Here is a 17,984-nt window from a genome sequence, read left to right as displayed (position 1 = left end):
CCAAAAAACATAGACGAGAAATGTTTTATGCTTCTGTAGAAATTCAAGCAACATGCCGAAAATTCCCCTTATTTTTTCTCAGCATTTTTATTAAGATCGCTTTTGATCTGAGTCGTGCTGATTTCTGGTGTCCTTGGTAAATAAACTACTTCTACGCCTTCGTCTTTTAGAAAGTCGAACTTACCCGCCCAATCATCGCCAATGGCAAATGTATCAATGTCATACTTATGCACATCGGTTACTTTTTGATCCCAGTTTTCTTCTGGAATAACCAGATCAACATAACGAATAGCTTCTACTAACTGTTTTCTTTGTTCATACGTAAAGTATGTTTTTTTGTGTTTCTTCTCCCAATTAAATTCATCTGAAGAAATGGCAACGACTAAGTAATCACCAAGAGCTTTAGCTCGCTTTAATAAATTAATGTGACCATAGTGTAGTAAATCGAAAGTTCCGTATGTAATTACACGTTTAATAGTACTCACTCCTTCTAATAGTATTCTATCCATATAGGATACCATTAATTGAAAATAATAACTTTTAAGAAAGTTTGAATTTTTCGAAGAACAAGTTGCTGTTAAAAATTGTGTGAATCCTGATACATTTATGTTATAGAGATTTAAGATGACGAACAAGATATGAAACTTGGAAATTAAATGGTAAAAACATCTTACAAAATAAATGGTATTATATTTAAAGAGCGAGTAATATTGATACTTGAGCATTAGTACCTTAAGCAATTAAATAATTGTAATAATAGTTGGTATATATCATAAATACGAGAAAAAAGGTGAGAGAAAATGTCTAGGCAATTTAAGCAAAATGGAATCATTACTATCATGTTTATAATTTTGTCAGCAGGTGCGACTATAATGGTTATGAAAGATGGTGTCATAAATGGCATTGCTTCAGATGCAGGCTTTCATTTTTCACGTGTTGAACAAATATATGATAATCTAAAAAATGGCAGTTTCTTTACTTTTATTGCTACAAATACTTTTCATCAAACAGGTGCAGGCTCATTTTTGTTTTATCCAACAGTATTTTTATATCCGTGGGCTTTTTTACGTTTCTTTCTAGACCCTGTTTCTTCTTTCTATTGTTGGTATGGAATAATGACTTTTCTTTGTTTAATGATCAGTTATTTTTCGATGAAAAGCTTTTCTAAGGAAACATCTCGCAGCGCTTTTTTTGCTTTGTTATATACTTTTGGTTTGTACAGATTACGTTTGGGCATTGTGAATTTGGTTTTAGGAGAATTTGTTGCATACACTTTTTTGCCACTGGCTTTTGTTGGATTTTATCAAGTATTTTGGGGAGATTCAAGAAAATGGTATGATCTGGCAATAGGGGTGGCTTTGATCGGCTATAGCCATTTTCTAAGCCTTTATTTAACTGTGTTAATATTCATTACAATTCTGATTTGTAACATTATCATAAAGAATAATTTATCTAAAGGACGTTTGCTTTCTTTGGTCAAAAGCATAATTACAGCTATATTATTGATGGGCTATGTTTTAGTTCCATTTCTAACGGATTATCTTGGTAAGAATTTGAAAGTTCCTGCAAAGGGTGCTTGGTTTGTGAACACAATTAATGATCTGATCAGTTCTTCTCTAGCCAATGGTCCATTTGCAGCTTATAATATTGGTTTTTTCTTGATCGTTGGTGCTTTAATAGGCTGGTATTTTGTTAAGAATAACAATCTTGAATTAAGTATTTATATTTCAGGCATTTTGATATTGTTGATGAGTACAAGTTTTTTTCCATGGGAAGGTGTGAAAAAAACATTTCTCGGAACTATTCAGTTTCCATATCGTTTGCATAGTTATGGTTCTTTGCTGATTGCAGTAACTACTTCATTTATCCTAGTAAAAATTCTCAAGAAAAAGCCAAAACGTACAAGGATGTTAACGTATGTTGCTTTTCTTATTATATTTGGGATAAGTTATTCAGGAGTTATTCAAACAGTCAACAGCAAGGAAAGAATCAATTCTGCTCAGTACTTAGCTCCCAACAAGGATGGTTCTGTTCAGCCTTTAGACACACATAATTTATATAAAGTCGATAAAAGAAATTATCATAATATTTTTCAGTACAGTGTGACGTTCGGCGAAAGCGATTATTATCCCAAGAAATCTGTCAACGGGAAGAATACCCCTGAATATATTGGAAAAGAAGGAGGTATTTGGCAGAAAGTTGCGTTTATCAATAACAAAAAGAAAAATGTAATTCCTGTAGGTACACCCAACAATCTGACTTATTTCATAAAAACTAGTAAAAGTGGATCTATTGATTTACCTGTAGTTGCCTATTCAAACACTTATGCCTATATAAATGGAAGTCGCACTAATTATTCGATCAGCAAGAGAGGGACCGTGAGTGTTCAGGTCAAATCGGGAAACAATAGAATTACAGTCGGTTACAAACCATCAATGGCCTTTTACTTTTTCGTTGTAGTTGCGATAGCAACATGGGCCTGTCTTTTCCTGTCTTGGATCTATAGATTGAATAAACATACCAGACAGCAAGTAATTCAAAAGGAATAATAATTAATAACAAGAGGAGTAAAAAATATGGATAAATTGATTTCTTTAGTTGTTCCTTGCTTTAATGAACAGGAAACAATATCTTTGTTTTTTGAAACGGTTGAAAAAATCAAACCAAAATTAAGAGGCTATCAAGTAGAATACTATTTTATCAATGATGGTTCCTCTGATAATACGTTAAATATTTTAAGAAAGCTGCACGAAGACCATAAACAAAGTGTACATTATGTTTCGTTTTCCCGTAATTTTGGTAAGGAAGCAGCTTTATATGCTGGTTTAAGATCGGCTACAGGGGACTATGTTGCCGTGATGGACGTTGATTTACAAGATCCTCCGGAACAATTGGTTGATATGCTGGCAGGAATTGAAGATGAAGGATATGACATAGTGGGGACAAGACGTAAAGATCGTAAGGGCGAACCTATTCTCAGATCTTTTTTCTCTAATATGTTTTATAAAGTGATCAACAAAATTTCCGATACACAATTTTTGAGTGGTGTCAGAGATTTTCGCTTGATGACAAGACAGGTTGTAAACTCAATTTTAAAAATGTCAGAATATAACCGTTTTTCAAAGGGATTGTTTAGCTGGGTCGGATTCAATACAAAATACCTTGAGTATTCAAATCGAGATAGGGTTGCTGGAACAACTTCTTGGTCCTTTTGGGGTCTGTTTAAGTATTCTTTAGATGGGATAGTTAATTTTTCAGAAAAGCCTTTAGCATTAGCTTCATATACGGGATTATTTTCGTTTTTAGTTTCTGTTATAGCTATTATATTTATAATTTGCAGAAAGCTATTTTTTGGTGGAAGCGTCAATGGTTGGGCTTCATTGATTTCTATTATTTTATTTATTGGTGGGCTGCAATTATTCTGCATAGGGATTGTTGGCAGATACGTAGGTAACATATATCTGGAAGTTAAACATCGCCCTGTTTATATCGTTCAAGAAGAAAAGTAGAACTTATATTTCAATGTGATATTGGTTTTATACACTAGGGTTTCAATTTTAAAAGGTTTTGCTGAGTGATATAAATAGTAAGTACTTTGGGTGAGAAATATTATATATTTAGGGGAAGAAAATGTTTAAAGACAAGAAAATTAAATTAATAGGGTTAGAAATTGTTGTGTTTGGAATGATGACTATTTGGAATTACATAACTCCGTTGTGGGCAGATGATATTTATGCCGCCCACATGGGAGTAATGGACATTATAGGGATGGCAAAATACGATTATCTGAATTGGAATGGTAGGATCATTGGTCAATCGATTATGCGTTTTTTGTCTTCAGGGAACCATATGATTGTTGCGCTCTGTAATGCGTTAATGTTTGTTTTTTTAATACATTTAGTTTCTGTACTTTCCTTGCGCAAGTCGGAACAATTGACCAGCTTTCGTTATGTGATCGTTCTTTTGATTACAATTGTCTTCATTCCTGTGTTTGGACAAACAGTGTTATGGCGTTCTGGTTCTGGAAATTATTTGTGGACAACAGTCCTTAACCTTTTCTTTATTTGGATTTATGTAAGATCCGACTTTTTAAATAAAGATTTTTCAGTTAAATATAAAATCCTGCTTTTCATACCTTTCATGTTGTTAGCATTAATGGCCGGATGGTCAAATGAAAATACATCGGGAGGGACTTTTTTATTTCTACTAATTTATACTATTTTTAAATTGATCAAAAAGTCAAAAATTTCTTTTATGCATTATACTGGAATGGTAGTTTTTTTAGGTGGCTTTATAATGTTGCTCTTATCTCCTGGCAACAAGATCAGAACGGTTGCGACTTTAGGAAAAGATTACTTGAAAATACCATTAAGAACTAGATTTATGGTAGGCTTTACGAAAGTTAACTCTGCATTAATGGATCAGTATATTTTATTATTAGTTTTATGTGTTTTATTAGGTGTTGTCGCTTATAATTTTTGGATAAGCGATAAGGAGATGTTTGTTGCTCTTTCTTGGATATTTAGTGGTTTAGCAATTATTTATGTCTTGTCTTTCTCTCCAATAGGGCAAGACGGGGGTCGATCCTTTTTTGGCGGTATTATCTTTATTATTATTGGTCTGATAAGTTTTATCCCTAATGATTTTGGCTTGAGCGGTGATAAATTTCTTAAATCTTTTTATGAATTTGGAACAATTGTCCTGATTGCTTGCAGTTTTTTATCATTGACTAATGGAATGTATGATTCTTATAAAGCTTCAGATGCAATTACGCAGAGAAACACTTTCATTTTAAGTCAAAAAAAGAGAAGTACAAAAATTATCCAGCTAGATAAGCTGGCTTATTATCCTCAAACTAAATATGGTGTTGATTTTGGTCTACAAGATATTGGTCCCGATATGAATGCTTTCCCTAATAATGGTTATAAGGGTTATCTAGGTGTAAAAGGCGTTATTTTAAAGTAGCAAGCGAGAATCTTATTATTGTTAAGAGTACCCGTGGCTAAGTTCTGTTGGGAACAAAAAAGGGTTGTATTATGTTTAAGCGAATTTGTTTAATAATTGAGTATGTTAATATGTGTTTTATGAAGTACAGGAACAATAGCTAATTTTTGAAAGGATTCTGGTTTCTATGCAAGACATTGATCTGTCTGTTATTATTCCCACATATAATTCTGAAAAGTATATTGATAAGACGTTAAATAGTCTATTGACTTCATTTAATTACCAGTTGGAACGTATCGAAGTCATTATTATAGACGATGGTTCAGAAGATCGCACGGTTGATATAATTAATGAATATGCTAAACAATATGCAACTATTAGTGTATATGTTCAAAATCATCATGGTGTAAGCTGTGCAAGAAATGCTGGATTAAAAAGAGCTGGGGGAAAGTATGTGCTATTTTCCGACAGTGATGATTTATTTGAAATTGGATTTCTAGGTTTTTTCAAAAAGCAAGTTTCGCTTTCTCCAGATATAATATTAGAAGATGTTAAAAACTTAAAAGAAGATATTTTTTGGGAAAATTTAACTGACGAACAAGCCTTGTATGCAATGCAAGTCAATCTTCGTGTTTCTAAGGTTCAATTGGATTGGGGAATTGGTTCACGAATATATAAAAGAGAGTTCTTAATGGAACAGAATTTAACATTTGATCCTCACATAGTGGTTTCTGAAGATTTACTGTTTATATTGGAGGCAATATCTAAGGCACGCTCTCTTTTGATTTCGCCACGAAAGTTTTATCTTTTGCAAGAGTCCCATACCTTGTTCCGCTACAATAAGCTTAATTTGAGATCTGAATTAGAATTTCGTCGAAAAATGAGTCAATTAGTCAGTCAGTATCAGGTGCCGGAAGCTAGGGATATAAACAACCGAACAAAATTAACTGGGTTTATTTTTTTGATCGATAGTTATTATGGACCTTTATATTCGAACAGAAAAATTTCCTTGAATCAAGCTAGTTCTGACTTGAGAGCAATAACTGATAAATATTTTTATGATACTGCATTTGGTGAAAGAAAGTTTGACAATTATTTAAGTCGTAAGGCTCCAATTTATCGGAAACTACTAAAACATAGGTTGTATAAACCGGTGTTGCTTTTAAATAGGATGATTGATTTTTTATTCAAAATTCAACGTTGATTACTGTTGTTAAGAAGTGGAGATATTAAACTATGAGTGAAGATTATGTTTTGACATCTGTAATAGATAAGGGAAGTAAGCATGCCGGACCAAAGGCCAAAGAAGATATTGAATACTTTTTAGCTAAGGATGGGTATCATGATCTGACTTTAGCTTTGCCTAAGGGACATATTGATAAATTATTATTTACTTGGACTAAATTAAATGCATTGTTTAAAAATAAAAAGATAAAGAAAGTAGTTTTCCAATATCCAATATATTCCGTCTATTTGACTAAAAAAATTATTGCGGCTATTAGAAAAAATACGCAAGCAAAAGTTGTTATTATGATACATGATATTGAATCCATCAGGGTTTACAATGGGCAAGAAAAATTTTTTAAAGATGAAATTAGCATCTTTAATAGTGTGGATGGTTTAATTGTCCATAACGCAGGTATGGAAACATGGTTGAAAAATCATGGGGTGCATACCAAAATGATTCAGCTGGGTATCTTTGATTATCATAATCCAGTTAAGCTTATAGAACAGCAGACTTTTACAAAGAGTATATGTTATGCAGGCAACCTTGCTAAAGCAGAGTTTTTAGAAAAACTTAATTTAAGAAATAGTTCACTGGATGTTTTCGGGCCAAATCAAGCTGAAGAATATCCTGAAAATATTAATTATCATGGCTCCTTTTCGGCTGATGAATTGCCTTCTCAACTAAATCAGAACTTCGGTTTGATTTGGGACGGTGATAGCTTGGATAGTTGCGTTGGGTTAAGTGGTGATTACATGAGAATCAATGCACCACATAAAACATCACTTTATTTAAGTTGTGGGATACCTGTTATTGTTTGGGAAAAAGCAGCGGTAGCAAATTTTGTGCAGACAAATCAAGTAGGTATTGCAGTGAAAAATTTACATGAATTAGATGACATAATGAAAAATATGACTGCCGAAGAATACCATGTAATGGTTCACAATGCGGTTCAAATTGCTAAAAAAATTCGCATGGGTTATTTTATTCACCAAGCAACAGCTAAATTTTAACCTTAAATTTAGTAAGAATGTGACCTCACTGGTCTTTTTGTTCAATTATTTTAGATGGCTAAATTTTGCTAAATTAAGCTGTAGTTCCTAAATGGCTTTTAAGATAATTGGTTGTATATCGCAATAAAAGCTGTTTTTTGCTAAAATGAGTTCAGTAATTGTAAAGGGTTTAAGTGAGATTCAATGAATGCCTTTTAAAAGTACAGGCAAAAGCTCAAATTATTTTCTTATATCATTAAATTACTGGCTTGAAAATTTAGTTGACAGTATTTTTAATATGTCAAGAAATAAGCTGCTTCAATTTGCTAAAAAAAATTGGCGTAGTATAATTATTGCTATGTACCGTTAATTATGGTCAAAATTGACCGCTTAAAAGCGCACAGTAAATTGAGTTGATCTCTTACTGTGTCGCGTAGAGGAGAGTTAAGATGGGACAGAACAAAACGAATCATGTGTCTTTAAATCCAGGATATTTATTCGTTAAGCGTTTATTTGACATCTTGGTATCTTTGATAGCCTTAGTATGTCTAATTCCAATTTTTCTAGTGATATTTGTAATTTACCAGTTTGGAGATAATAAGGGACCAATGTTTTACCACCAAGAACGGATCGGTAAAAATGGTAAGACTTTTAATATTTATAAATTACGTTCAATGGTTGTTAATGCAGATGAAAAACTGCGGGCAAACGAGCAGCTATATGCTATGTATGTGGAAAACAGCTATAAATTACCTCCTGAAAAGGATCCGCGGGTGACTAAGTTCGGACAATTTTTAAGAAAAACTTCACTCGATGAATTACCTCAATTTTTAAATATCTTCAAGGGAGATATGTCTTTGATCGGACCACGGCCGGTGATAAAAGAAGAGTTAGCTGAATACGGAGATCAAAAAGACAAATTTTTATCGGTAACTCCGGGTGCAATGGGATATTGGCAAGCTACTGGCCGGAGTAATATTACTTATCCTGAGCGATGTGAGGTCGAACTTTACTATGTTGATCATGCCTCACTTTTATTTGATTGCAAAATTTTATTGAAAAATATCGTTAGTATTTTTAAAACCGATGGCGCTTATTAAATATGAAAGTGGGTTATTTACTTGAAAGCTGAAATTTATATTGTCAGTCATAAAAGAACAAGGATGGCAACTGACAAAATGTATAAACCATTGCAAGTTGGTTTTGCTAAAGAAAACTTTCATGGTTTTTTACGAGATAATACTGATGATAATATAGCAGACAAAAATGCTAATTATAGTGAGTTGACAGCTCAGTATTGGGCTGCACATAATCGTCAGGCGGATGTGAAGGGACTCGTTCATTACCGAAGATATTTTTCTGATGGGGCATCACATTTTTTCAACTCCGTTAACCAAAAATTTTCTGGCGTTTTGAGTTCCCATAAACTAGAAAAAATCATGAAAGAGCATGACATGATCTTGCCCAAGAAAAGGAATTATTATATTGAGACATCGTGGTCTCATTATGAACATGTTCATCATATTAAAGACTTAGAACTTACAAGACAGGTTTTAACTGAAATGTATCCTGCTTATGTTCCTTATTTTGATGAAATGATGGAAAGAAAAGCTGTACATATGTTCAATATGTTCATTGCTAAAGAAAAGATATTTGATGAGTATACTGACTGGTTGATAACAATTTTAGAAGAGGTAGAGAAGCGTGTTGATATTAGCGATTATACCTCTTATGAAAAAAGAATTTTCGGTTTTTTGAGTGAAGTTTTACTAGATGTTTGGGTTGAAAAAAATGAAATCGATTATGTTGAACTGCCTGTTATGTTTATGGGAAATCAACATTGGATCAAAAAAATAGTTAGTTTCTTATGGCGAAAGTTCCGAGGTGATCCAAATGAAGGTTGATTTAGATGATCGAAAAATTCTACAAAATGCGGAAAAAAGTCTGATCATCAAGTTTAGTAAGTTCTGTGAAGAAAATAATTTAAATTATTTCTTGATGGGAGGTAGTTTGCTTGGCGCAGTTAGACATCAAGGCTTTATTCCATGGGATGATGACATTGATGTTGGAATGCCGCGACCTGATTATGAAAAGTTACAGAAACTAATGTCTCAACAGCAAAATAAGATCGATGATTTTCCATTTACTACTTTCAAAAATTCAACAACTACTGAGTATGTTGCGCGTTTAGAAAATCCACAAGTTAAAATAGTTGATCGTTCAGCTTCAATAGCAGAGCAAAGAAACTCTTGGATGGATATTTTTCCTCTGGACGGCATGCCTAGAAGCCCATTTTTTAGAAAAATTCATGGGTATAATTTGTTGAGATTACGGTTAATGTTAAAATACTCTGAGTTTGATCGAGTTAGTGTTAATATGACGGAGCGTCCCTGGATCGAAAAAGTATTTATTAAACTCGGTAAAATAGTTAAACCTGAAAAACACTTGGATACAAAAAAATGCTTAGCAGATCTTGATCGAGCACTTCAGCGTTTCCCGTATCAACGTGCTAATTACGTTGTTAATTTTATGGGTGCTTATAAACTAAATGAAATGTTCCCTAAGAAAGTTTATCAGGGATTTAATCTTTACGATTTTGAAAACTTAAAATTAAGGGGAACAAAATTTTACGATGAAGTTTTGACCCAAATGTATGGTGCAAATTATATGGAGCCGCCTTCTGCACAGATTAAGAATAAACATTTTACTGAGGTTGTTAAAAGTAATGAAAGATGAGCAAGTAGTGATTCTGGGAAGCTTTAATACGAATAATGGTATTACTTCTTTTGTAAAACAAAATTATAGTCAATTAAAAAAACAAGGATGGCAGTTTCATTTTATCAATATTGCAAATGCGAAGCCTGCGCGTGAGCTTGCTTCTTTAGGGCATTATTCAGAAGTGAAACAGCTTAAGTTGGGTCCGGTAAAGCACGTGCTTGATTTAGCACGTGTTTTACGGCGCAATAGAAAGTTTAGTTCTGTAATTCATATGCATCTTGATTCGTTGCACAATTTTTTGCCTCTGTTAATTGCTAAATTTGTTGGGTATAAGAGAATTATTGTTCATGCTCATTCGGATCAACGAGGACAGTATTCTTGGAAAAAAGAAGTTGCGCAGAAAATGGGAATGAAGATTTGCGCCCAGACCGCTACTGACTTTATCGCATGTTCACAAAATGCGGCAGATTTTTTTTATCCTAAAAACATCCAACAAAATGATTCATTCAAAATAATTTTGAATTCTGCTGCTTTGAATAAATTTCAGTACTCAGAAGATGCGAATTTAAAAAGAAGGGCAGAACTTAATATTTCTAAAACAACCATCGTTGTTGGACACTGTGGCAGATTTAACCGGCAGAAAAATCATTCCTTTGTTTTACGCTCTTTTGCAAAGTTTCATCAGATGGTACCAGATTCTAAGTTGGTTTTGGTTGGTAATGGTGAAGATTTTGTTAAAATTAAGGATCTTGCTCAAAAACTAGGCATTGGGAAAAGTACTATTTTTACTGGTTATATAGATAATGTTGCAGAAGTTCAGAACATGTTTGATATATTTATTTTGCCATCTTTGTATGAAGGCTTATCTTTATCATTGTTGGAAAACTCTGCTAATGGTACGCAATGTTTACTTTCAGATCAGCAAACTAAAGAATCGTATTTCTTGGATTCTACTTATAAGTTGAGTATAAAAGATGGTGCTGAACAGATTTGGGCCGATAAAATGTTTGAGCTTGTGCAACAAGATTTGGATAAAAAACTGCAAAGTGTTAAAAATATTGAGCAACTTGAAGAGATGGGCTTTTCCGAGAAAAAGAGTGTGGCTTCATTAATTGAGTTGTACGAAAAATAACCGGCTTTTGCGGTTACACTACTTGAGCTTTTTGTAGTATGGTGTGCTGGTGGATCATGATTCAATATATTTTTAGCTACATTAAAAAATGAGGCTGTATGCCTATTTACAAAGGATAAAATGCAAGGAGTAACTTCTTATGGCTAACTACGTTTTAAGTTCGATAACAGGAAAAGATGGTAACAATGCGGGACCGAAAGCTAAACAGGATATAACGAAATTTTTGTTAGACAATAATTTTAAAAACTTAGAGTTCGAATTTCCTAAAACTAATTTTGACAAAATGAAATTTGTGATGCATGATTTGCCGCGTTTATTTAAGGGTAAGCAAATAGATAGTTTGATTTTCCAGTATCCAATTTATTCTTTAACATTAACTAAACAAGTTATTAGAGCTATAAGAAAATATACCAGGGCAAAACTTTATTTTGTGATTCATGATGTGGAGTCATTACGGGAATATCCAGAAAAGCTAAGTACAGAAAGAGAAATCTTTAATCAAACGGATGGTATGATAGTACACAATCAAAAGATGAAGGATTGGTTGATTGCAAAGAACATCACAGTACCAATGGTTGATTTAGAAATTTTTGATTACGATAATCCACAGATAATGCATGAAAATCAGTCTTTACATAAAACGATATGTTTCGCAGGAAATTTAGCTAAGGCTGGTTTTATACAAAAAGTATCTTGGAAAGAAACAAAACTATTTGCATTTGGGCCGAATTTCAACGACAATGTTAATCCTGAAAGTGTTGTTTATCAGGGGCAATTCCGTCCGGATGAATTGACAGATCACTTACAGCAGAGTTTTGGACTGGTATGGGATGGGCAGTCTCTCGATAAGTGTGATGGCGTTTTTGGAGAATATATGAAATATAATAATCCGCACAAAGCTTCTCTATATCTAAGTGCGGGTATCCCGATCCTTACCTGGAATCAGGCCGCTATTGCAGATTTTGTTCTACAAAATAATGTTGGTATCGCTGTTTCTAGTTTAGAGGAGTTAGATGATGTTTTATCTCACATATCGGAAAATGAATATGATCAGATGAAAAAAAACGCTATTGAAGTTGGTTTTAAAATGAGACGTGGATTTTATATTTTAAATGCTGTAAATAAATTGTCTGCTTTTTAATGGAGGAGTTATATGATTCCTAAAAAAATTCATTATGTTTGGTTGGGTGGAAAAGAAAAAACGCAACTTGTTCAGGATTGTCTCGCTACTTGGCGTAAAAACTTGCCAGATTATGAAATTATTGAGTGGAATGAAAAGAATTGGGATATTTCTCAAAGTAGATTTGCTGAAGAAAATTATCAGGCAGGAAAATATGCGTATGTTTCTGATGTAATAAGACTTGATGTATTGTATCGATATGGAGGTATCTATTTGGATACAGATGTTATAGTTAAAAAAACATTTGATTCACTTTTAGATGCTCCTTCTTTTTGGGGAAAAATGTATGATAATGTGATCAGTACAGCTGTTATTGGATCTGAGGCAAAACAACCATTTTTTGAGTTTTTGTTGCAAAGATATCAGGGTTATACACGAGAAATGATGCTGGAAAAAAAGATCGATCATACAAATAATAGTATTATTACCTTAGCCTTACTTGATTATTATCCGGAGTTTACCCTTACCAAGAAAAATCAAAAATTAAACGATGGTACTTTAGTTTATCCTAAAGAGTACCTTGAATTACCAACGTTTAATAAAGCAATTGACTATAGTGAACACAGATTTGCACGTTCTTGGGGTCCAATAGATTTTTCACCTGCTAAAAGGTTTTTAAAAAAATGGGGACCAATAATTTTAGGACCTGTAATTTTTGGAAAAATAACTGGTTATCGTGGAGCAAAAAGATATAAAAATTTATATTTAGCTGAAAAAGAAAGAAACCAGCGCTTATCAAGATTGCCCAAAGAATAGGGTAGTTAAGTTTTTATCAAACTTCGGGGCTTACGTAGTGCTACTTTTAAAAAATGCTATAATGTAAAGCGTGAGTATAATTTGGTTGAATTTTTAGAGTTTAATTATACTACGCTATTTTTTTATGCTTGATAAATTTTTATGGGCGGAGAATGCAATGGAAGTTAAAGTGATTTGTCATAATTTAAGTGGGACGGGTGGAACTGAAACTGTGTTGGTAAAAGTTCTTAATCATTTGTCCAAGTTTCACAATATCCAATTGGTATTACCCAATAAACCTGACAACACAGAATGGTTGCACAATTTGGATAGTAATATTCAGGTCAGAATGTTAAATAAAAATGGAAAATTAAGTAAAATTATGTTTTTCTTAAAAACTTTTCTTAAAACCACGGATGATACAGTTTTATTGATGCTTGGTGCTAATATGATCAAATTTGCAGCTAAGGTCAGAGAGGTTTTTCATAAAAAATATGGTATCATTTCGTGGATTCATTTTTCTCTTTTTGATCAACAAATGTTCGATCCTAAAAATATTAGGTATGCTGACCAGCATTGGGCAATCAGTACCAAAATAAGCAAACAACTACAATCGCTAGGAATTCCTGACAGTAAAATTAGGCTGATTTATAATCCTATTACGCCGGCAAAGATTCTTTCAGCTGATTCAGGGCAAAAAGATGTTTGTCATTTGGTGTATATTGGAAGGATTCAATTTGAAGGACAAAAAAATCTTAAGGAATTATTCGATGCACTTGGAAAGGTTCATAAACCAGTGTTTATTGATTTATATGGTGCAGGTGCTGATGTACAAAGGTGCCAGGAGTATTGTAAAATCATTGGAATAGAGAAAAATGTGAGATGGCATGGCTGGGTCAATGACCCTTGGCAAGAAATAGAAAGTTCTCCTGATGCAATCGTACTTTCGTCTCGTTACGAGGGACTACCTATGGTTATGCTTGAAGCTGCCTCAAGGGGAATTCCAATGATAGTTTCGCAGTTTGAAGGATATACTGATATCTTGCAAGAAAATATTAATGGGTATAGTTATGCTATAGGAAATTCCGACCAATTAGCGGAAAAAATTGATAAATTATCTGGCAGTAATATCAATGCTGAACAGGTCGTTGATAGTATTAAGAAATTTTATGAAAATGAGTATTTTGCTCGCTTAGATAAAATTTTGAGTTGAGCGAAAAATAAGGAGGATATTCGATTATGGCTAATTATTTAGTTGTAGGTGCTGGTTTGTTTGGTGCCACATTTGCTTATGAGGCAGCTAAAAGAGGTAATCACGTTAAAGTTATTGAAAAAAGAGATCACGTTGCTGGTAATATCTATACCGAAGAAGTTGATGGTATTCAAGTTCACAAGTATGGTGCACATATTTTTCATACTAATAAAAAAGAGATTTGGGAATATGTCCATCAATTTGCCGAATTTAACCGCTATACGAATAGTCCTATAGCAAACTACCATGGTGAAATATATAATATGCCGTTTAATATGAACACATTTAATAAAATGTGGGGAGTGACTACTCCTGCTGAAGCTCAAGCTAAAATTGAGGAACAGCGTGCTGAACTTAATGGTAAGAAGCCGGAAAACCTTGAGGAACAAGGTATCACCCTAGTTGGGAGAGATTTATATGAAAAACTAGTTAAGGGCTATACTGAAAAACAATGGGGTAAAAAAGCGGAAGATCTTCCAGCATTTATTATTCGTCGTATTCCAGTTCGTTTTACATACGATAATAATTACTTTAATGACCCTTATCAGGGAATTCCAATCGGTGGTTATACACAGATCGTCGAAAAAATGCTAGCTAGTGATTTGATCACTGTGGAGACAAGTGTTGACTTCTTCGACAATAAAGAGGAATACTTGAAAAACTATGATCGTGTTTTATTTACCGGTATGATCGATGAATTCTTTGATTATAAGTTAGGTGAACTTGAATATCGTTCCCTTAAATTTGAAACTGAAGAATTGGATGTTGGTAACTATCAGGGGAATGCTGTTGTTAATTATACTGATGCCGAAACTCCCTATACCAGGATCATTGAACATAAGCATTTTGATTTTGGCAAGGGTGATAAACATAAGACTATTATCACTCGTGAATATCCAAAAACTTGGCATCGCGGGGATGAGCCTTATTATCCAGTTAATGACAGAAAAAATGATTCATTATATAAGAAGTACACACAATTGGCTGCTGAAGAAGGTGGAAATGTTATCTTTGGTGGTCGTTTAGGTATGTACCGCTATTACAATATGGACCAAGTTATTATGGCTGCACTAGTCGCAGTTAGAAAAGAATTCGAGGGATAAACTTTTATGAAGGTTATTCGCAACTATTTATACAATGCAGGCTTTCAAGTTTTATCAATGATTTTGCCTTTAATAACAGGTCCGTATGTTTCCAGAACTTTAGGACCGCATGGAGTTGGGATCAACGCCTATACAAACTCTATTATTCAATGGTTCGTATTGTTTGGGAGCATTGGAATCGGTCTTTATGGAAATAGGGAGATTGCATATCGACGAGGAAATAAGCAAGACATGAGTCAAGCCTTTTGGGAAATACAAGCACTCAAGTTTTTGTTTATTGGACTAGCGTATGTTGCTTTTTTCGTCTACATCTTGCTTGTTCCTAAGTATCGTCCGTTAATGTGGTTACAATCACTTTATATTTTAGCGGCTGCGGTAGATATTTCATGGCTATATATGGGATTAGAGGATTTTAAGAAGACTGTTGTCCGTAATGCGTTAGTTAAAGTTGCTTCAGTTATTCTAATTTTTTCTTTTGTGCATGACTCAAGTGATCTGGGTCTATATATCTTGATCATGGGCTCAGCAACAGTCCTAGGAAATTTAACTTTGTGGCCATACCTTAGAAGATTTATTGTTAAGGTCAAATTATCTTCATTGCATCCATTGAGACATTTACGTCCGACTGTGGCGCTATTTGCTCCCCAGATAGCAATTCAGATTTATGTTATTTTAAACAAGACAATGCTTGGAGCTCTGGGACATACTAACGCTTCTGGGTATTATGATAGGGCAGATATGTTGGTGAAGTTTGTCCTCTCGATCGTGACGGCAACCGGTACAGTAATGTTGCCCCATGTTGCTAATACTTTTGCTAAGGGAGACAAGGAACGGGTTAAAGAAATGTTATATGATTCCTTTGACTTTGTTTCTTTCTTGGCAATTGCAATGACGTTTGGTTTGGCAGCTATCTCAATAAAATTAGGTCCTTTTTTCTTCGGTGTTAAGTTTGTTGAAGTTGGAGAAGCAATGCTGCTTGAATCAGCTGTTATTTTGTTAATTGGGTGGAGTAATGTTATTGGACAACAGTTTTTATTGCCAACAAGAAAAGTGAGAGAATATACGACTTCAGTTACACTTGGTGCTATAGCTAACATTATTACGAACTTTCCATTGATTTATTATTGGGGGCTTTACGGCGCAATTATCTCTACTGTAATTTCTGAACTGATAGTTACACTCTACCAGGTTTGGCATGTTAGGGATACGTTAGAGTTAAAGAAAATGTTCATCAACGTACCCAAGTATTTAATTGCAGCAGTACCGATGTTTATTGTTGTTTATTGGTTAAACGTGCACACGCATTTTTATATTGTTACTCTTTTTGGCGAAGTCTTGCTTGGTATAGTAATTTATTTTGGTATTCTGCTGCTTATACGTCCAAGTATCTTTAAGAAGGCTAAAAAATTACTAAAAAAATAATTTGAGTTAGGAATGAATCTTTATGATTGAAAGATACGTAGGTAGATTTCAAGAATGGAAGGAAAACTCTTCCAACGCAAAAAAATATTCAGAATCTATCTACTTGCTGCTTTTACCAATTTATTTATTTGCCCAGTTTATTCCAGGAACAATGGCGTACTCAAAGTTTCCAGCTGGATTTAGTTACCATGTAACTTTGGTCATGGGTATCCTGGTTGTTTTAAAGATGCTTCTTTTTGATACCTTTGAATGGAAAGACGCAGCTATGTTCATTTTAGTTGGGCTGTTAATATATTCTTCATGCATGAAAGTTATGACATTCCATATGTTTTACTATTATCTCTTTATCATTGGTGCAAGAAATATCGACTATAGGAAAATCATTCGTGTTTTTCTGATTTTTATTCCGACGTTTTTAGTTGTGATAGCAGTTTTAGCTAAATTACGTTACATACCTGGTTTGGTTTTTGGTCGCTATGGTGATGCAACGGTTAGATATGCGTTGGGAACTATTTATCCAACAGATTTGGCCGCACGGGTTTTTTATGTTGCCATGTTCTATGCGGTTTTGAGACGGTTTAAGTTTAACTTAGCTGAACATGTGGGCTATCTTGGCTTGACCATTTTAATATACGCTATTACAGATACCCGTTTAGATACAATGTTAATGATTTTGGTTTACCTAGTAGTTTTGTTTAGAAAACCAGTATTTAATTTCATTAACTGGTTAGGGTATCAGTGGATCAATTTATTAAGTTTGTTTGCGATTTTGGTTAGTATATTGTTAGCATACTTTTACAAGCCCAATAATCCAATGTTTACTCTTATTGATCGTGTTTTGTCTGGTCGTTTAGTTCATCAAAGAGAAGCTTTTACTAAGTATAATGTTACTGTTTTTGGTCAGTACGTTACTGAAAGTGGAAATGGTGGAGCAAACCACAATGAAAATTATAAATATTTCTTCATTGACTCTTCCTTTATGAGAGTTTTGATGATGAATGGTTTAGTGTGCTTTATTCTAGTTGTAATTGCCATCTGGTTTATGTCAAAAAGGTTTATTCAAGAAAATGCAATTTCTTTAGAAATATGCTTGTTACTAGTTATTGTTAGTTCAATTATTGATCAGCATATGATTGAAATTTCCTTTAATATTTTATTCTTAGCGTTTTTTGCAAATAACGCTTTCTTTTCTGAGCAGAAAGAAAACAGCCATTTGAGTGTCTCTTGAACCATATAAGAATAAAAGTGATAAGAACATGTGAAAGGTAGTGGATTTGATGG

Annotated in this window: 16 protein-coding genes; 15 read left to right on the top strand and 1 reads right to left on the bottom strand. The window is 33.6% G+C overall.

Going from position 1 to position 17,984, the window contains the following annotated elements:
- Window positions 1-68: 68 nt before the first annotated feature.
- Window positions 69-476: a glycerol-3-phosphate cytidylyltransferase gene (gene tagD / locus BQ5903_RS10220; protein ID WP_079579678.1), complete on the bottom strand. Its 408-nt coding sequence runs from the start codon at window positions 474-476 to the stop codon at window positions 69-71.
- Between the two features lie 396 nt (window positions 477-872).
- Between tagD and BQ5903_RS10215 the strand changes: the two genes are divergently transcribed.
- From BQ5903_RS10215 to BQ5903_RS10145, 15 genes are all read left to right on the top strand, one after another.
- Window positions 873-2,549 (top strand): hypothetical protein, encoded by a 1,677-nt coding sequence (locus BQ5903_RS10215; RefSeq protein ID WP_154022035.1) that lies wholly within the window; start codon window positions 873-875, stop codon window positions 2,547-2,549.
- Window positions 2,550-2,576: 27 nt separating this feature from the next.
- Window positions 2,577-3,509 carry a glycosyltransferase family 2 protein gene (locus tag BQ5903_RS10210; RefSeq protein ID WP_079579479.1) on the top strand — a complete coding sequence of 311 codons (933 nt, stop codon included), beginning with the start codon at window positions 2,577-2,579 and terminating at the stop codon, window positions 3,507-3,509.
- Window positions 3,510-3,630: 121 nt separating this feature from the next.
- On the top strand, window positions 3,631-4,965 hold the full coding sequence (locus tag BQ5903_RS10205) for a DUF3329 domain-containing protein (protein WP_079579478.1): 1,335 nt from the start codon (window positions 3,631-3,633) through the stop codon (window positions 4,963-4,965).
- A gap of 166 nt (window positions 4,966-5,131) precedes the next feature.
- Window positions 5,132-6,148, top strand: a complete 1,017-nt coding sequence (locus BQ5903_RS10200; RefSeq protein ID WP_079579477.1) for a glycosyltransferase family 2 protein — start codon at window positions 5,132-5,134, stop codon at window positions 6,146-6,148.
- Between the two features lie 32 nt (window positions 6,149-6,180).
- A complete protein-coding gene (locus tag BQ5903_RS10195; protein WP_079579476.1) occupies window positions 6,181-7,182 on the top strand; it encodes a sugar transferase in 1,002 nt (333 codons plus the stop codon).
- A 428-nt stretch (window positions 7,183-7,610) separates the two neighbouring features.
- Window positions 7,611-8,261, top strand: a complete 651-nt coding sequence (locus BQ5903_RS10190; protein ID WP_079579475.1) for a sugar transferase — start codon at window positions 7,611-7,613, stop codon at window positions 8,259-8,261.
- Between the two features lie 21 nt (window positions 8,262-8,282).
- The gene (locus BQ5903_RS10185) at window positions 8,283-9,065 is read left to right on the top strand and encodes a DUF4422 domain-containing protein (RefSeq protein WP_079579474.1); all 783 of its coding nucleotides are present in this window, start codon (window positions 8,283-8,285) and stop codon (window positions 9,063-9,065) included.
- Window positions 9,055-9,897, top strand: a complete 843-nt coding sequence (locus BQ5903_RS10180) for a LicD family protein (protein ID WP_079579473.1) — start codon at window positions 9,055-9,057, stop codon at window positions 9,895-9,897. Before BQ5903_RS10185 ends, BQ5903_RS10180 begins: the two co-directional genes overlap by 11 nt.
- Window positions 9,887-11,011: a glycosyltransferase gene (locus BQ5903_RS10175; protein ID WP_172823849.1), complete on the top strand. Its 1,125-nt coding sequence runs from the start codon at window positions 9,887-9,889 to the stop codon at window positions 11,009-11,011. Before BQ5903_RS10180 ends, BQ5903_RS10175 begins: the two co-directional genes overlap by 11 nt.
- A 139-nt stretch (window positions 11,012-11,150) precedes the next feature.
- Complete coding sequence (locus tag BQ5903_RS10170) at window positions 11,151-12,152, top strand: sugar transferase (protein WP_079579471.1); 1,002 nt, start codon at window positions 11,151-11,153, stop codon at window positions 12,150-12,152.
- Between the two features lie 12 nt (window positions 12,153-12,164).
- Window positions 12,165-12,947, top strand: coding sequence for a glycosyltransferase family 32 protein (locus BQ5903_RS10165; protein ID WP_079579470.1), 783 nt, complete (start codon window positions 12,165-12,167; stop codon window positions 12,945-12,947).
- Window positions 12,948-13,104: 157 nt separating this feature from the next.
- Window positions 13,105-14,139 (top strand): glycosyltransferase, encoded by a 1,035-nt coding sequence (locus BQ5903_RS10160; RefSeq protein WP_172823848.1) that lies wholly within the window; start codon window positions 13,105-13,107, stop codon window positions 14,137-14,139.
- Between the two features lie 26 nt (window positions 14,140-14,165).
- Window positions 14,166-15,281 carry a UDP-galactopyranose mutase gene (gene glf / locus BQ5903_RS10155; RefSeq protein ID WP_079579468.1) on the top strand — a complete coding sequence of 372 codons (1,116 nt, stop codon included), beginning with the start codon at window positions 14,166-14,168 and terminating at the stop codon, window positions 15,279-15,281.
- Window positions 15,282-15,287: 6 nt separating this feature from the next.
- Complete coding sequence (locus tag BQ5903_RS10150) at window positions 15,288-16,703, top strand: oligosaccharide flippase family protein (RefSeq protein WP_079579467.1); 1,416 nt, start codon at window positions 15,288-15,290, stop codon at window positions 16,701-16,703.
- Window positions 16,704-16,725: 22 nt separating this feature from the next.
- Complete coding sequence (locus BQ5903_RS10145) at window positions 16,726-17,931, top strand: hypothetical protein (RefSeq protein WP_079579466.1); 1,206 nt, start codon at window positions 16,726-16,728, stop codon at window positions 17,929-17,931.
- Window positions 17,932-17,984 lie beyond the last annotated feature (53 nt).

The sequence above is a fragment of the Ligilactobacillus acidipiscis genome, from assembly GCF_900116935.1.
GTDB classification, from domain to species: domain Bacteria; phylum Bacillota; class Bacilli; order Lactobacillales; family Lactobacillaceae; genus Ligilactobacillus; species Ligilactobacillus acidipiscis.
The sequence above is the reverse complement of the archived record's forward strand: the minus strand, read 5'-3'. Positions and strand labels throughout refer to the sequence as shown.

Bases quoted from the DNA above. Each gene is read 5' to 3' on its own strand.
- BQ5903_RS10215 (WP_154022035.1), top strand. From the start codon at position 873: ATGGTTATGAAAGATGGTGTCATAAATGGCATTGCTTCAGATGCAGGC.
- BQ5903_RS10210 (WP_079579479.1), top strand. From the start codon at position 2,577: ATGGATAAATTGATTTCTTTAGTTGTTCCTTGCTTTAATGAACAGGAA.
- BQ5903_RS10205 (WP_079579478.1), top strand. From the start codon at position 3,631: ATGTTTAAAGACAAGAAAATTAAATTAATAGGGTTAGAAATTGTTGTG.
- BQ5903_RS10200 (WP_079579477.1), top strand. From the start codon at position 5,132: ATGCAAGACATTGATCTGTCTGTTATTATTCCCACATATAATTCTGAA.
- BQ5903_RS10195 (WP_079579476.1), top strand. From the start codon at position 6,181: ATGAGTGAAGATTATGTTTTGACATCTGTAATAGATAAGGGAAGTAAG.
- BQ5903_RS10190 (WP_079579475.1), top strand. From the start codon at position 7,611: ATGGGACAGAACAAAACGAATCATGTGTCTTTAAATCCAGGATATTTA.
- BQ5903_RS10180 (WP_079579473.1), top strand. From the start codon at position 9,055: ATGAAGGTTGATTTAGATGATCGAAAAATTCTACAAAATGCGGAAAAA.
- BQ5903_RS10175 (WP_172823849.1), top strand. From the start codon at position 9,887: ATGAAAGATGAGCAAGTAGTGATTCTGGGAAGCTTTAATACGAATAAT.
- BQ5903_RS10170 (WP_079579471.1), top strand. From the start codon at position 11,151: ATGGCTAACTACGTTTTAAGTTCGATAACAGGAAAAGATGGTAACAAT.
- BQ5903_RS10165 (WP_079579470.1), top strand. From the start codon at position 12,165: ATGATTCCTAAAAAAATTCATTATGTTTGGTTGGGTGGAAAAGAAAAA.
- BQ5903_RS10160 (WP_172823848.1), top strand. From the start codon at position 13,105: ATGGAAGTTAAAGTGATTTGTCATAATTTAAGTGGGACGGGTGGAACT.
- glf (WP_079579468.1), top strand. From the start codon at position 14,166: ATGGCTAATTATTTAGTTGTAGGTGCTGGTTTGTTTGGTGCCACATTT.
- BQ5903_RS10150 (WP_079579467.1), top strand. From the start codon at position 15,288: ATGAAGGTTATTCGCAACTATTTATACAATGCAGGCTTTCAAGTTTTA.
- BQ5903_RS10145 (WP_079579466.1), top strand. From the start codon at position 16,726: ATGATTGAAAGATACGTAGGTAGATTTCAAGAATGGAAGGAAAACTCT.